This is a genomic window from Microbacterium karelineae (assembly GCF_009745985.1).
In the GTDB taxonomy this organism is placed as follows: domain Bacteria; phylum Actinomycetota; class Actinomycetes; order Actinomycetales; family Microbacteriaceae; genus Microbacterium; species Microbacterium karelineae.
On sequence record NZ_WFIX01000182.1, the window covers coordinates 58097 to 71538 of the forward strand.

Below are 13442 nucleotides of genomic sequence, written 5' to 3' on the forward strand. Positions count from 1 at the left end.
CGGTGAAACATCCCTCACAGCCTCGCTATTCCCCGCCGCCGCGATCCGCCGTGCGGATCGCCGCGACCGCGAGGTCGAGGACGGCCGCCACGGCCGCCCGCCGGATGGCGTCGCGATCGCCGTCGAAGGCGGCGGTCTCGACGCGATCTCCATCCGGCGTCGACACCGCGACGCACACCGTCCCGACCACGATGCCGCCCTGCTGGTCGGGCCCCGCGACGCCCGTGGTCGCCAACCCGACGTCGGCGTCCGCACCATCGACGGCCAGCGCGCGGCGCGCACCGCGCGCCATCTGGAGCGCGACATCGGGGTGCACCGGACCGTGCGCGGCGAGGAGGGCCGCGTCGACGCCGAGGAGGGAGCGCTTGACACGGGTGTCGTACGCGACGACTCCCCCGCGCATGCTCGCCGAGGCCCCCGGCACGTCGACGATCGCGGCGGCGACGAGCCCGCCCGTCAGCGACTCGGCGGTGCCGATGCTCCAGCCGCGCCGCCCCAGCTCGTCGAGCAGCTCGCCCGCGCGGGGCGCGGGCGCCGTCACCGGCCGCTCCGCGCGCCGCGCACCTGCGCCAGCACGTAGTCGATGCCGCTCGCGATCGTGAGGATCACGACGATCCACATGCACACCGCGGTGACCACGACCCACGGCGTGAAGCCGACCACGACGTGCACCGGCAGCAGCGCCCATGCGAGCGCGACGCCCTGGAACGCGGTCTTGGCCTTGCCCATCCAGGCGGCCGCCACGACGTGCTCCTTGCGCATGATGAGGCGGTGCACCGTGATGCCCCATTCGCGGACGAGGATGACGACGACCATCCACCACGACACCTCGCCGAGGATCGCGAGGCCCACGAAGGCGGCCCCCGTGAGCAGCTTGTCGGCGATCGGATCCCACAGCTTGCCGAAGTCGCTCACGATCTCGAAGCGGCGCGCGAGATAGCCGTCGACCCAGTCGGTCGAGATCGCGAGGATGAACAGGATCGCGGCCGCGAGCCGCACGCCGAGGTGGGGATCCCCGAACGAACCGCCGATGAGGAGCAGCACGAAGAACACGATCGCGAGCGGGATGCGCGCGACGGTGATTGCGTTCGGCAGCTGAGGATGGATCGCCATGTCCCCAGTCTCGCAGGCGGAGCGTCAGTCGCGCCCCGTCAGCCCCCAGGCGTCTTCGCTCTCGGACTCGTCGACGACAGGGAGGCCCTCGAACTGCGCCTCGATGGGATCCGTGTCGTAGCGATCGTCGGGAACGGGCGCGGAGGCCCCCGTGGACGGCGCCTCGACGTCGGCCTGGGCAGCGGTCGCCGCCGGCGGCTCCTGCCCCTTCAGCTTCGCGAGCACGGTCGGGAGCTGCTCGGGCGTCACGAGCACGTCGCGCGCCTTCGAGCCCTCGGAGGGGCCGACGATCTCTCGCGACTCGAGCAGGTCCATGAGGCGGCCCGCCTTCGCGAAGCCGACGCGCAGCTTGCGCTGCAGCATCGAGGTCGAGCCGAACTGGCTCGAGACGATGAGCTCGGTCGCCGCGAGCAGGACCTCGAGGTCGTCTCCGATGTCTTCGTCGATCTCCTTCTTCGGCGCGTCGATCGCCTCCGCGACGTCCGAGCGGTACTCGGGGCGCGCCTGACCGGTGACGTGCTTCACGACCGAGTCGATCTCGTCTTCTGTGACCCACGCGCCCTGAAGGCGGAAGGGCTTCGACGAGCCCATGGGCGAGAACAGGGCGTCGCCCTGTCCGATCAGCTTGTCGGCGCCGGGGCCGTCGAGGATGACGCGCGAGTCGGTCACGCTCGTGACGGCGAAGGCGAGTCGCGACGGCACGTTCGCCTTGATGAGGCCGGTGACGACGTCGACGGACGGGCGCTGGGTCGCGAGGACGAGGTGGATGCCCGAGGCGCGCGCGAGCTGCGTGATGCGGACGATCGAGTCCTCGACGTCGCGCGGCGCCACCATCATGAGGTCGGCGAGCTCGTCGACGACCACCAGCAGGTACGGGTACGGCTTGAGCACGCGCTCGGACCCGACCGGCAGCTGGATCTCGTCGTTCACGACCGCGCGATTGAAGTCGTCGATGTGGCGGAAGCCGAACGACGCGAGGTCGTCGTACCGCATGTCCATCTCCTTCACGACCCACTGCAGCGCCTCGGCCGCCTTCTTCGGGTTCGTGATGATCGGCGTGATGAGGTGCGGGACCCCCGCATAGCTCGTCAGCTCGACGCGCTTCGGGTCGACGAGCACCATGCGCACCTCGCTCGGCTTCGCGTGCATGAGCAGGCTCGTGATCATCGAGTTCACGAAGCTCGACTTGCCGGAGCCCGTCGATCCGGCGACGAGCAGGTGGGGCATCTTCGCGAGGTTCGCCACGACGAAGCCGCCGGAGACGTCCTTGCCGACGCCGATGGTCAGGGGGTGCGTCGACTTCTGGGCCGCGGGCGAGCGCAGGATGTCGCCGAGCGCGACCGTCTCACGGTCGACGTTCGGGATCTCGATGCCGATCGCGCTCTTGCCCGGGATCGGCGCGAGGATGCGCACGTCGTTCGACGCCACGGCGTACGAGATGTTGTTCGACAGCTGCGTGATCTTCTCGACCTTGACACCGGGCCCGAGCTCGACCTCGTACTGCGTCACGGTCGGCCCGCGGGAGAAGCCGGTGACCTTCGCGTTGACCTTGAACTCGGCGAACACGTTCTCGATCTGCGCGACCATGCGGTCGTTCGCGTCGGAGCTGACGACCGCCGGGGGGCCGGCGGCGAGCGTCGCAGGCGATGGAAGCGCGTAGGGCGCCTCGGGCGGCTGCGGGCCGCGCGCGCCGGGCCCGTCGGTTCCGAAGCCCGAGATGCCCCCGATCTCGCCGTCGTCGGCGTCGTCATCGCCCATGAGGCCGAAGCTCGACTCGCTGTCGGCGGCCGACTCGCGCAGGCTCTGCAGCGCCGGGTCGTTCAGCACCTGCGTCGCCTGGTCGGCGGGCGCAGCGGGTGGGGAGTGCACGGGCGCGGGCGCCGTGTCGGGCTCGATGTCGACGACGGCGCGGTCGTAGCCGCGATCCGTCTGCTCGCCGAGCAGATCGGTGAGCTGCTGCGGATCCGTGACGGCCTCGACGTCCTCCTCGCGACCGGAGGCGTTGCGCCGCCACCACGGCAGCTCGTCGGCGCCGTCGAACAGCTCGGCGTCGGCGGCCTTCCTGCGGCGGCCCCTGCGGCCGCGCGCCGGCTTCTCGTCGATGACCTCGGTCGGCGCGTCGGCGCTCGCGCGCGCCTCGCTCGGCGGCTCGGCGTCGAACATCCAGGCGTACAGGTCGCCGAGGCGGCGGCCGATGCGGTTCGGGGGCGTCTTCGTGATGATGAGCAGGCTCAGCGCCACGAGCACCGCGAGGGCGACGTAGCCGCCGATCGGAGTGATGAGCATGCCGAGCGGCTCGCCGATCATCCAGCCGAACAGGCCACCGGCCTCGCTGAGCGCGGGCATGCCCTCCGCCGGGGCAGGTCGGCCGAGCGCGAGGTGGCAGATGCCGGCGACCGACACCGTGAAGAGGGCGAAGCCGATGCCGACGCGCCCGTTGTCGTTGACCGACGCGGGATGGCGGAACAGCCAGCCGGCGAGGAAGAGCAGGAGCACGGGGAACACGAACGCCGTGCGGCCGATGAGCAGGCCGAACGTGTAGGCGCTGATCTGCGCAGCGATCTCGTCGCCGATGAAGAACCATTCGACGACGGCTCCCGCGATCGCGAGCAGCACGAGCAGCAGCGGGAAACCGTCGCGGCGATCGTCGCGCTCGAGGGTCTCGGATCCGAAGGCGCGGAAGAGGCCGCCCACGGCGTGAGCGACGCCGTTCCAGGCCCGCACCGGCACCGCCGGACGGTCGGGATCGTCGATGTGGTTCCGGGGCGCGGGCGCGGCCTTCTTCGCCGCCCCCTTCGAGGAGGCGCGCGAGGCGTTCTGCCCGGATTTCTTGGGCGCAGTGGACGAGCGTGCCATGGGATCCACGGTACGTCGAACCCCTGACATTCCGCGGGAGGACGCGCACGGCCCGGGCGTTTCCCTGGGGGAACCGCCCGGGCCGCGCCGGGGGTCCGCTACGCCTCGATGACGAGCGGGACGATCATCGGGCGGCGCCGCAGGCGCTGACCGACCCACCGGCCGATCGTGCGGCGGATCGTCTGCGAGAGCGCGTGATTGTCGCGCACGCCCTTCGCGGCCGCCTCTTCGAGGGCCGCGACGATCTTCGGCTTGATCTTGTCGAAGACCGTGTCGTCCTCGGCGAAGCCGCGGGCGTGGATCTCGGGCCCCGTGACGATCTTGCCCGTGTGGGCGTCGACGACGACGATGACCGAGACGAAGCCCTCCTCGCTGAGCACGCGACGATCCTTGAGGTCGGCGTCGGTGATGGCGCCCACTGTCGAGCCGTCGACGTACACGAACCCGATGTCGACCTGCCCCGACACCCACGCCTCGCCGTCCTTGAGGTCGATCGAGGTGCCGTTCTCCGCGAGGAAGGTGCGCGACTCCGGGATCCCCGAATCCTGCGCGATCTTCGCATTGGCAGCGAGGTGGCGGTACTCGCCGTGCACGGGGATGACGTTCTTCGGCTTCAGGATGTTGTAGCAGTACAGCAGCTCGCCCGCCGCAGCGTGGCCCGAGACGTGGACCTTCGCGTTGGCCTTGTGCACGACGTTCGCACCGAGCTTCGTGAGCCCGTCGATGACGCGGTAGACGGCGTTCTCGTTGCCGGGGATGAGGCTCGAGGCGAGGATGACGGTGTCGCCCTCACCCGGCTCGATCGCGTGGTCGAGGTTCGCCATCCGGCTGAGCACGGCCATCGGCTCGCCCTGCGAGCCGGTCGACATGTAGACGATCTCGCTGTCGGGGATGTCGCCCGACTTCTTGTAGTCGACGAGCGCGCCCTGCGGCACGTCGAGGTAGCCGAGCTGCTGCGCGATCGTCATGTTGCGCACCATCGAGCGGCCGAGGAGCGCGACGCGCCGGCCGTTGGCGTGCGCCGCGTCGATCACCTGCTGCACGCGGTGCACGTGGCTCGAGAAGCTCGCGACGATCACCCGGCCCGTCGTCTTCGACATGACCTGCTCGAGGACGGGCCCGATCTGGCGCTCCGTCGGGGTGAAGCCCGGCACATCGGCGTTCGTCGAGTCGACCATGAACAGGTCGATGCCCTCCTCGCCGAGGCGCGCGAACGCGCGCAGGTCCGTGAGGCGGCCATCGAGAGGCAGCTGATCCATCTTGAAGTCGCCCGTGTGGAGGACGAGGCCGGCCTCCGTGCGGATCGCGATCGCGAGCGCGTCGGGGATCGAGTGGTTCACCGCGACGAACTCGAGGCCGAACGGCCCCACATCGACCGTCTCGCCCTCGCGCACGAGGTGGGTCTGCGGCGTGATCCGGTGCTCTTTGAGCTTCGCCGTCACGAGCGCGAGCGTCAGCTTCGAGCCGTAGATCGGGATGTCCTCCCGCAGCTTCAGGAGGTACGGGACGGCGCCGATGTGGTCCTCATGGCCGTGCGTGAGGACGAGCCCGACGACGTCGCCGAGGCGGCCGCGGAGCGGCTCCATGTCGGGCAGGATGAGGTCGACTCCGGGCTGGTGCTCCTCCGGGAAGAGCACACCGCAGTCGATGATGAGGATCTTGCCGCCGAACTCGTACATGGCCATGTTGCGGCCGACCTCGCCGAGGCCGCCGAGGGGCGTGAAGCGCAGGGCGCCGGACTCGAGTTCAGGGGGATCGAAGACAGGGGTGGACATTGTGCCTTTCCGCGCGTTCGCGCAGGGTGAGCGTCACCGAGTGGTGCCAGGCACCTTGGGGAGCGCGCCGCCCGCGGCCGCGTTGCGGTCGGGGCGGAAGTTCGAGAAGTCCACGCCGTCCACGCCGTCCACGAGGGCGAGTTCGTCCTCGATGATGGCGGCCTCCCATTCCTCGGGCCCGACGAGCGGAAGACGCACGCGGGGGCTCGAGATGCGGCCGAGGCCGTGGAGGATGTACTTGGCGGAGACCGTGCCCGGGACGTGCGTCATCACGGCACGCACCAGGGGCTCGAGCTTCTTGTGCTGCTCGGTGGCGGTTGCGAGGTCGCCGCGGTTGACCGCGTCGACGATGGTTCGATAAGGACCGGCGGCGATGTTCGCCGTGACGCCGATGAGGCCCGAGGCGCCGATGGACATGGCGGGCAGCGCGTTCGCGTCATCGCCCGAGAAGTACAGCAGGTCGGTCTGGTTGAGCACACGGCTGACCTCGCTGAAGTCGCCCTTGGCGTCCTTCACGGCGAGGATGTTCGGGTGCTTCGCCAGCCGCAGGAACGTCTCGTACCGGATCGGCACACCCGTGCGGCCGGGGATGTCGTAGAGGATGACCGGCAGGTCGGTCGAATCGGCGATGAGCCGGAAGTGCGTGAGGATGCCCGCCTGCGTCGGCTTGTTGTAGTACGGCGTGACGATCATGATGCCGTCGGCGCCCAGCTTCTCGCTCTTCTGATACAGCTCGATCGCGTGCGCGGTCTCATTGGATCCGCCGCCCGTGATGATCTTCGCGCGCCCCGCGGACACGCTCTTGCCGACCTCGACGAGCTTGAGCTTCTCGGGGTCGGTGAGGGTCGACGTCTCTCCCGTCGTGCCCGTGACGACGATGCCGTCGGCGCCCGCCGAGATGACGTCCTCGATGTGCTTCTCCGTCGCGGTCCAGTCGACTTCGCCGTCGGCCGTCATCGGGGTGACGAGGGCGACGAGGACCTGACCGAACGGGTTGGCGGGGTGCGTCATGCACACCAGGCTAGCGCGTGAGCCTGGGGGAACGTCACGCCCGGCGCCACACGAGGAAGCGATACGGGGCCCCGGTGCGGCTCGTGTGCCACGCGGAGGGATCGTCGGGGTCGCAACGCACCACGCGCCACCCGTCGTCGATCTCGGGGGCCGTCGTGTCACCGTCGGCGGCGACGTCGATCTCCGTCACCCACAGCTCGTCGAGCGCGCCCATCGCCTGCCGGTAGATCTGGCCGCCGCCGATGACCCAGGCATCGCCGCTCTCCCGCGCGCGCGCGATCCCCTCCTCGAGGGATCCGACGACCGTCGCGCCCTCGGCCGCATAGCCGGGCTCGCGCGTGACCACGATGTTGTCGCGGCCCGGGAGCGGCCGGAATCGCGGCGGGAACGACTCCCACGTGCGGCGGCCCATGACGACGGGATCCCCCATCGTCGCGCGCTGGAAGTGCGCCATGTCCTCCGGCACGTTCCACGGCATGCCGCCGTCCGCGCCCAGCACGCGGCCGCGCGCCTGCGCCCAGATCGCCCGCAGCGTCATCGGATCAGACCGCGACGGCGCCGCGGATCGCCGGGTGGTGCTCATAGCCGACGAGGGAGAGATCGTCGTAGTCGTAGTCGAAGATGCTCGCCGCGCGGCGGATCTCGAGCGTCGGGTACGGCAGCGGCGCGCGCGAGAGCTGCTCGTCGACCTGCTCGCGGTGGTTGTCGTAGATGTGGCAGTCGCCGCCCGTCCAGACGAACTCGCCCGGCTCGAGCCCCGCCTGCTGCGCCATCATCATCGTCAGCATGGCGTAGCTCGCGATGTTGAACGGCACCCCGAGGAACAGGTCGGCGCTGCGCTGATACAGCTGGCAGCTGAGCCGACCATCGGCCACATAGAACTGGAACATCGCATGGCACGGCGGCAGCGCCATGTTCGACACCTCGGCCGGGTTCCACGCGGAGACGATCATGCGCCGGGAGTCCGGCGTCGACCGCAGCTGCTCGAGCACCCCCGCGATCTGGTCGATGTGGCCGCCGTCGGGCGTCGGCCACGACCGCCACTGCACGCCGTACACCGGGCCGAGGTCGCCGTTCTCGTCGGCCCACTCGTCCCAGATCGTCACGCCGCGCTCCTGCAGCCAGCGCACGTTCGAGTCGCCGCGCAGGAACCACAGCAGCTCGAGCGCGATCGACTTGAAATGCACCTTCTTGGTCGTGATGAGGGGGAATCCGTCGGCGAGATCGAAGCGGATCTGGCGACCGAAGGCGCTCGTCGTGCCGGTCCCCGTGCGGTCCGACTTGCGGGTGCCGTTCGCGAGCACATCGCGGAGGAGGTCCTCATACGGTGTGGGAATCGGGGTCGGGGTCGCGGTCGCCATGCCTCCAGGGTATGCCCGCGGCGGCGCGTCGCGGAGGAATCCGTTCCGCGCGCGCCGCGCGGTCGCTAGGCTGGCCGCGACCCGCGCTCATCGACCCGGAGGAATCACACATGTCGGTCACCAGCGAAGCCACCGCCGTCTGGTCGGGAACCCTGTTCGAGGGATCCGGATCCGTGACGCCCGCCTCGGGCATCGGCACCTTCCCCGTCGACTGGAAGGCACGCAGCGAAGGGGCGGAGTCGACGACCACCCCCGAGGAGCTCATCGCCTCGGCGCACTCCTCGTGCTTCAACATGGCTCTCTCGAACGCGCTCGCGCAGGCCGGTGCGACCGCAGAGAAGATCCGCACGACGGCCTCCGTCACGTTCGTCCCCGGGACGGGCGTCACGGGCAGTCACCTCAACGTCGCGGCCACGGTGCCGGGCATCACCGAGGAGCAGTTCGAGGAGATCGCCGAGTCGGCGAAGTCGGGCTGCCCGATCTCGCAGGCGCTCGCCGGCATCGACATCACCATCGAGGCGACGCTCAGCTGAATCGAGCCGCCAAAGGGGCGACTCGATTCAGTCGCCCCAATGGGCGGATCCGGCTCCGCCGTCCGCCGGATCGAGCCGCCAGAGGGGCGACTCGATTCAGTCGCCCCAATGGGCGGATCCGGCTCCGCCGTCCGCCGGATCGAGCCGCCAACCCCGTCCATATGACGCGAATCGACCGGTTGCCCCGCGGCGACCGGTCGATTCGCGTCATACGAAGGCCTCAGGCCGTGCGGCGCTCCAGGCGGATCGCCGTGCGCGCCGCGTGGCGGGCGCGCCGGCGGTCCCCCGCGGCGTCGTAGGCGACGCTGAGCCGGAACCATGCGCGCCAGTCGTCCGGCGCCGACTCGACCGCCGCGCGGTACGCGGGGAACGCGGCGTCGGCGTCGCTGCGGACGACGCGGCCCGAAGGAGTGAGCTCGACCTCATCGTCGGGCAGGAGCCCGTCGCGCTCGAGGCGCCGCGCGAGGCGATCGGCCCGCCAGCCGAACCACAGCTCGCGGCCGAGCGCCCACGCCCCGATGATCGGGAAGACGATCATCGCGGATCCCATCACGACCGCGATGGCGTCGCCCGTCCCGATGAGCGCGATGGCACGGCCGCCGAGCAGCCAGATGTACAGGGCGAAGACGGCCGCCATGACGGCGACCCCGATGCGTGTTCCCACGGTCAGCCGCTCGTGACGCGGGCGACCTGCCCCGTGACCCCGCCGTCATCGACCGGCTTCGTCGGCGCCTGCCGCGGGGTGCCGATCCCGATGTCGATGAAGTTCTCGAGCCCCACGACCACGCCCGTCGTGCGGGTCGCCCCCTCGAGCGCGAGGCGGATGCCCGGCGCGTAGGCCGCGGCGGGATCCGTCGTGTCGTGCACGATCGAGAGCGTCTCGCCGGGTCCGGAGAGGATCGTCTGCTGCTGCGCGACGACGCCGGGCCGCCGCAGCGAGTGCACGGGGATCGCCGCGACCTGCTGTCCGCGCGCGCGCTGATCCACGTGCGGCGCCTCGACCGGGGTGTCGCGCGCGGCGGAGATGAGCTCGGCCGTCCTGACGGCCGTGCCGCTCGGAGAGTCGACCTTCGTGTCGCGGTGCGCCTCGACGATCTCCGCGAAGGGGAAGAAGCGGCCGGCGGCCGCCGCGATGGCGGACCCCAGAACGGATCCGAGTGAGAAGTTCGGGACGAACACCGCGCCCGTTCCCGCCGCCTCGACGAGCGGGCGCACGCGCGCGATGCGCTCGGCCGACCACCCGCTGGTGCCTACGAGCACGTCGATGCCGCGCTCGATCGCCGCGCGGACGACCGCGTCGCTCGCCTGCGGGTGCGTCGCATCGACGACGAGGTCGGCGCCCTCGATCTCGCTGAGGTCGCTCGACGAGGTGAGGACCGCGTGCACCTCGAAGCCGGGCTGCTCCTCGACGACCGCGCGGATGATGCTGCCGAGCTTGCCGGTGCCGCCGGCGAGTGCCACGAGTGTCATGGATCCATCCTACGGATCGCGGGCGGTCAGACCGGCGGAACCTCGGGCAGGCCCGTGCGCAGCTCGAACGGCAGGTGCGCGACGTCGTTGTGGCTGACGAGGTTCCAGGGGCGCCCCTGCTTCTGGGCGAGGATCGTCAGGCCGCAGTTGGCCTGGTTGAGCGTCATCCACCGCCATTCCTCGGCCCCGAGGATCTCGCGGACGAACCACGAGATGACGAAGTTGTGGGTGATGAGCATCTCGTGCACATCCCCCGTCTTGCGCACGAGGAACTCGCCGATCGCATCGGCCATCTGAGCCTGGCCGGCCTCGATCTCCTCGTCGCTGATGCCGCCGAAGAACGGCTCGAACACGGCAGGGGTCTCCTCCGTCATGCCCGTCGGCACGCAGTCGAACAGCAGCGCATGCGGCTGCGGGTCGATCGCCGGCATCCGCTCCGCCAGGATCCGCGCTGTCTCCGTCGCGCGGACGAGGGGCGAATGCCACACCGTCTCGAAGGGGACGCCGGACAGCCGGTCGGCGAGCAGGGCCGCCTGGCGCACACCGCGCGGTGACAGCGGGCCGTCCTCCAGCCCATGCTCCGCATGCTGATGCTCACCGTGGCGTACGAGGTAGATGTAGTGCGTCACAGCCGTTCGCTTCGTCGGAGTCGTCTCAATGCAGGGCGGAGCGCGCGTGCGCCGTCGCCATACCACCCTATATGCCACTCGCCCGCCGCCGCGGGCGCGGCGCATCTCGCGGGGGCGCGTTCGGCTAGCATGATGCTTCCACCACCTCACCCGAAACGGAGCGTGACAGCTGACGATGGACTCGCACGCGAGCCCAGGCCCGGCCCGACGAGATCATCATGAAAGCCGCCGGCGGATCGTCGCGGCACTCGAGGTCGGCGAGGTGGTGCCGACATGATCGCCGCCGTTCTCCTTCTCCTCGTCGGCATCGTCGCCGTCCTCGCGATCATCGCGGCCAATGGATACTTCGTGGCGCAGGAGTTCGCCTACATGTCCGTCGACCGGTCGCGGCTGCGCGCCCTCGCGGAGTCGGGGGACGCGCCCGCGCGACGCGCGCTGCAGGTGACGCGGCGCACGTCGTTCATGCTCTCGGGGGCCCAGCTCGGCATCACCGTCACGGGACTGCTCGTCGGGTACGTCGCGGAGCCGCTCATCGGCGAGGCCATCGGCACCCTCCTCGGCGGCGCCGGCATCCCGGCGGGCCTCAGCATCACGATCGGCACCGTCGGCGCGCTCGCGCTCGCGACGATCGTGCAGATGATCTTCGGGGAGCTCTACCCCAAGAACCTCGCGATCGCGAGCCCCGAGCCGCTCGCGCGAGGCCTCGCGCGGTCGACGCTCGTCTACCTGACCGTCTTCGGGTGGCTCATCGCCGTCTTCGACACCGCCGCAAACGGCCTGCTGCGCCTGCTGCGCATCGAACCCGTGCACGACATCGCCCCGAGCGCCTCACCGGAGGAGCTGCGGCGCGCCGTCGCCGACTCCCGCGAGAGCGGCCACCTGCCCGAGGAGCTCTCCCTGCTCATCGACCGCGTCATCGACTTCCCCGACCAGGATGTCGCCCACGCCATGGTGCCGCGCTCGCGCGTCGACACAGTCCGCGCTGACGCTCCGGCGGACGAGGTCCGCCGCATGATGGCGACCGGGCACACACGCTACCCCGTGGTGGACGCCGACGACATGCCCGTCGGCGTCATCGACATGGCCGCCGTGCTGCGCCTCGACCCGGCACGCGGCGCGGATCCCGCCTCGAGCATCATGCGCGGGCCGCTCGTCGTCCCCGAGCTGATGCCGCTGCCCGACGCACTCGCGCGGCTCACGGCCGAGAGGCAGCAGCTCGCCTGTGTCATCGACGAATACGGCGGCTTCGCCGGCATCCTCACAACCGAGGATCTGGCCGAGGAGCTGGTCGGCGAGCTGACGGACGAGCACGACACGAAGCGGCAGGAGGAGTCCATCGCGCTCGGCGACGGTGCCTGGCTCATGGACGGCGACCTCCACCTCGACGAGGTGCGCCGCACCGTCGACCACCCGCTGCCGGACGGCGACTTCGAGACGCTCGCCGGTCTGGTGATCGCGGCCCGCGGGTCTTTTCCCGAACCCGGAGAGCGCGTCGTCATCGACCTGCCGAGCGACGCCGTCGACCTCGTCGCCGACGATGCCGTGCGCCGGTCCCTCGACGTCGAGGTCATCGAGGTCGAGAACCACGTGCCCAGCGCGCTGAGGGTCCGCCTCGTCGAGACCCCCGGCGAGGAGAAGGAGGAGGGCGCATGAACGCCGCGATCGTCCTGCCCGTCACGCTGCTCCTCATCGCCGCCAGCGCCTTCTTCGTGGTGATCGAGTTCGCGCTGCTCGGCGCCCGACGCCCTCGCCTCGAACAGGAGGCGGCGACGAGCGCCGCGGCGCGCGCCGCGCTCCGCGGCATGAACGAGCTCACGATGATGCTCGCCGTCGCCCAGCTCGGCATCACGGTCTGCACCTTCGCGCTCGGCGCCGTCACGAAGCCGGCTGTCGATGCCTGGCTCGCCATCCCCCTCGCGGCCGCCGGCCTCCCCGATTGGCTGGCGGATGCCCTCGCGTTCGCGATCGCGCTGCTCCTCGTCACCCTCCTGCATCTCGTCGTGGGCGAGATGGCCCCGAAGTCGTGGGCGATCGCCCACCCGGAGCGCGCCGCGAAGATCATCGCGCTGCCCGCGCGCGCCATGGAATGGGCGCTGCGGCCGCTCCTTGTCTGGATCAACCGCGTGGCGAACCGGCTCGTCGCGGCGAGCGGCGTCGAGCCAGCGGATCGGGCCGCCGTCGGAGGACAGGACGCCGAGACGATCCGACAGCTCGTGGATCAGTCGGCCGAGGCGGGCACCCTCGACGCGCGCTTCCACGCGCAGCTCGATGAGATCCTCGATCTGCAGGAGGCGACCGTCGCCGAGCTCGTCGCGACGGACCGCACGCCGACCTCGGTTCCCGTCGGCGCCTCCATCGCCCAGGTGCAGGACGCCGCCGCACGCTCCGGGCACATGCGGATCCTCATCGTGGCCGAGGACCGACGCGACACGCGTGTCGTGCACGTGCGCGACACGCTGCTCGACGCCCCCTCTGTTGAGGCCGCACCGCACGCTCGACCCGCGCTCGCGCTCGCTGAGAACACCACGGCAGGCGAAGCGCTGCGGGCGATGAGGGAGAGCGGCGAGCAGCTCGCGGTCCTCGTGGCGGACGGCCGCCTGAGCGGCGTGGTGACCGTGAGCGATATCCTCGCGCACGTGCTTCCGCGCACACGCTGACGCGCGGGCCGGCGCGGCCCCGGTCGGGCGGCCGCGC

At 70.7% G+C, this 13442-nt stretch carries 13 protein-coding genes; 3 read left to right on the top strand and 10 right to left on the bottom strand.

Annotated features, from left to right (window positions below; translation table 11 throughout):
* Positions 1 to 25: 25 nt before the first annotated feature.
* The 7 genes from GB932_RS09335 to GB932_RS09365 form a co-directional block, all read right to left on the bottom strand.
* Positions 26 to 541 (bottom strand): CinA family protein, encoded by a 516-nt coding sequence (locus GB932_RS09335; RefSeq protein ID WP_156760426.1) that lies wholly within the window; start codon positions 539 to 541, stop codon positions 26 to 28.
* On the bottom strand, positions 538 to 1113 hold the full coding sequence (gene pgsA, locus GB932_RS09340) for a CDP-diacylglycerol--glycerol-3-phosphate 3-phosphatidyltransferase (RefSeq protein WP_156760427.1): 576 nt from the start codon (positions 1111 to 1113) through the stop codon (positions 538 to 540). The genes GB932_RS09335 and pgsA overlap by 4 nt, the downstream gene beginning before the upstream one ends.
* Positions 1114 to 1137: 24 nt before the next feature.
* Positions 1138 to 3969 carry a DNA translocase FtsK 4TM domain-containing protein gene (locus GB932_RS09345; RefSeq protein ID WP_156760428.1) on the bottom strand — a complete coding sequence of 944 codons (2832 nt, stop codon included), beginning with the start codon at positions 3967 to 3969 and terminating at the stop codon, positions 1138 to 1140.
* 98 nt (positions 3970 to 4067) lie between these two features.
* On the bottom strand, positions 4068 to 5744 hold the full coding sequence (locus tag GB932_RS09350) for a ribonuclease J (RefSeq protein ID WP_156760429.1): 1677 nt from the start codon (positions 5742 to 5744) through the stop codon (positions 4068 to 4070).
* Positions 5745 to 5777: 33 nt separating this feature from the next.
* Positions 5778 to 6755 (bottom strand): 4-hydroxy-tetrahydrodipicolinate synthase, encoded by a 978-nt coding sequence (gene dapA / locus GB932_RS09355; protein ID WP_156760430.1) that lies wholly within the window; start codon positions 6753 to 6755, stop codon positions 5778 to 5780.
* A gap of 34 nt (positions 6756 to 6789) precedes the next feature.
* On the bottom strand, positions 6790 to 7338 hold the full coding sequence (locus GB932_RS09360; protein ID WP_231916099.1) for a dihydrofolate reductase: 549 nt from the start codon (positions 7336 to 7338) through the stop codon (positions 6790 to 6792).
* Positions 7298 to 8116: a thymidylate synthase gene (locus tag GB932_RS09365; protein WP_156760431.1), complete on the bottom strand. Its 819-nt coding sequence runs from the start codon at positions 8114 to 8116 to the stop codon at positions 7298 to 7300. Before GB932_RS09365 ends, GB932_RS09360 begins: the two co-directional genes overlap by 41 nt.
* Positions 8117 to 8226: 110 nt before the next feature.
* Here GB932_RS09365 and GB932_RS09370 point away from each other — a divergent pair, with 110 nt between their 5' ends.
* Positions 8227 to 8649, top strand: a complete 423-nt coding sequence (locus GB932_RS09370; protein WP_156760432.1) for an OsmC family peroxiredoxin — start codon at positions 8227 to 8229, stop codon at positions 8647 to 8649.
* Between the two features lie 220 nt (positions 8650 to 8869).
* Here GB932_RS09370 and GB932_RS09375 read toward each other — a convergent pair whose 3' ends face one another.
* The 3 genes from GB932_RS09375 to GB932_RS09385 are packed head-to-tail and all read right to left on the bottom strand — an operon-like array spanning position 8870 to position 10748.
* On the bottom strand, positions 8870 to 9313 hold the full coding sequence (locus GB932_RS09375; RefSeq protein ID WP_156760433.1) for a hypothetical protein: 444 nt from the start codon (positions 9311 to 9313) through the stop codon (positions 8870 to 8872).
* A 2-nt stretch (positions 9314 to 9315) separates the two neighbouring features.
* Complete coding sequence (gene dapB / locus GB932_RS09380) at positions 9316 to 10119, bottom strand: 4-hydroxy-tetrahydrodipicolinate reductase (protein ID WP_156760434.1); 804 nt, start codon at positions 10117 to 10119, stop codon at positions 9316 to 9318.
* Between the two features lie 26 nt (positions 10120 to 10145).
* Positions 10146 to 10748: a histidine phosphatase family protein gene (locus GB932_RS09385; protein WP_156760435.1), complete on the bottom strand. Its 603-nt coding sequence runs from the start codon at positions 10746 to 10748 to the stop codon at positions 10146 to 10148.
* A 273-nt stretch (positions 10749 to 11021) separates the two neighbouring features.
* Here GB932_RS09385 and GB932_RS09390 point away from each other — a divergent pair, with 273 nt between their 5' ends.
* Both GB932_RS09390 and GB932_RS09395 read left to right on the top strand, forming a co-directional pair.
* Positions 11022 to 12401 carry a hemolysin family protein gene (locus GB932_RS09390; RefSeq protein ID WP_156760436.1) on the top strand — a complete coding sequence of 460 codons (1380 nt, stop codon included), beginning with the start codon at positions 11022 to 11024 and terminating at the stop codon, positions 12399 to 12401.
* A complete protein-coding gene (locus GB932_RS09395; protein ID WP_156760437.1) occupies positions 12398 to 13405 on the top strand; it encodes a CNNM domain-containing protein in 1008 nt (335 codons plus the stop codon). The genes GB932_RS09390 and GB932_RS09395 overlap by 4 nt, the downstream gene beginning before the upstream one ends.
* Positions 13406 to 13442: the final 37 nt, after the last annotated feature.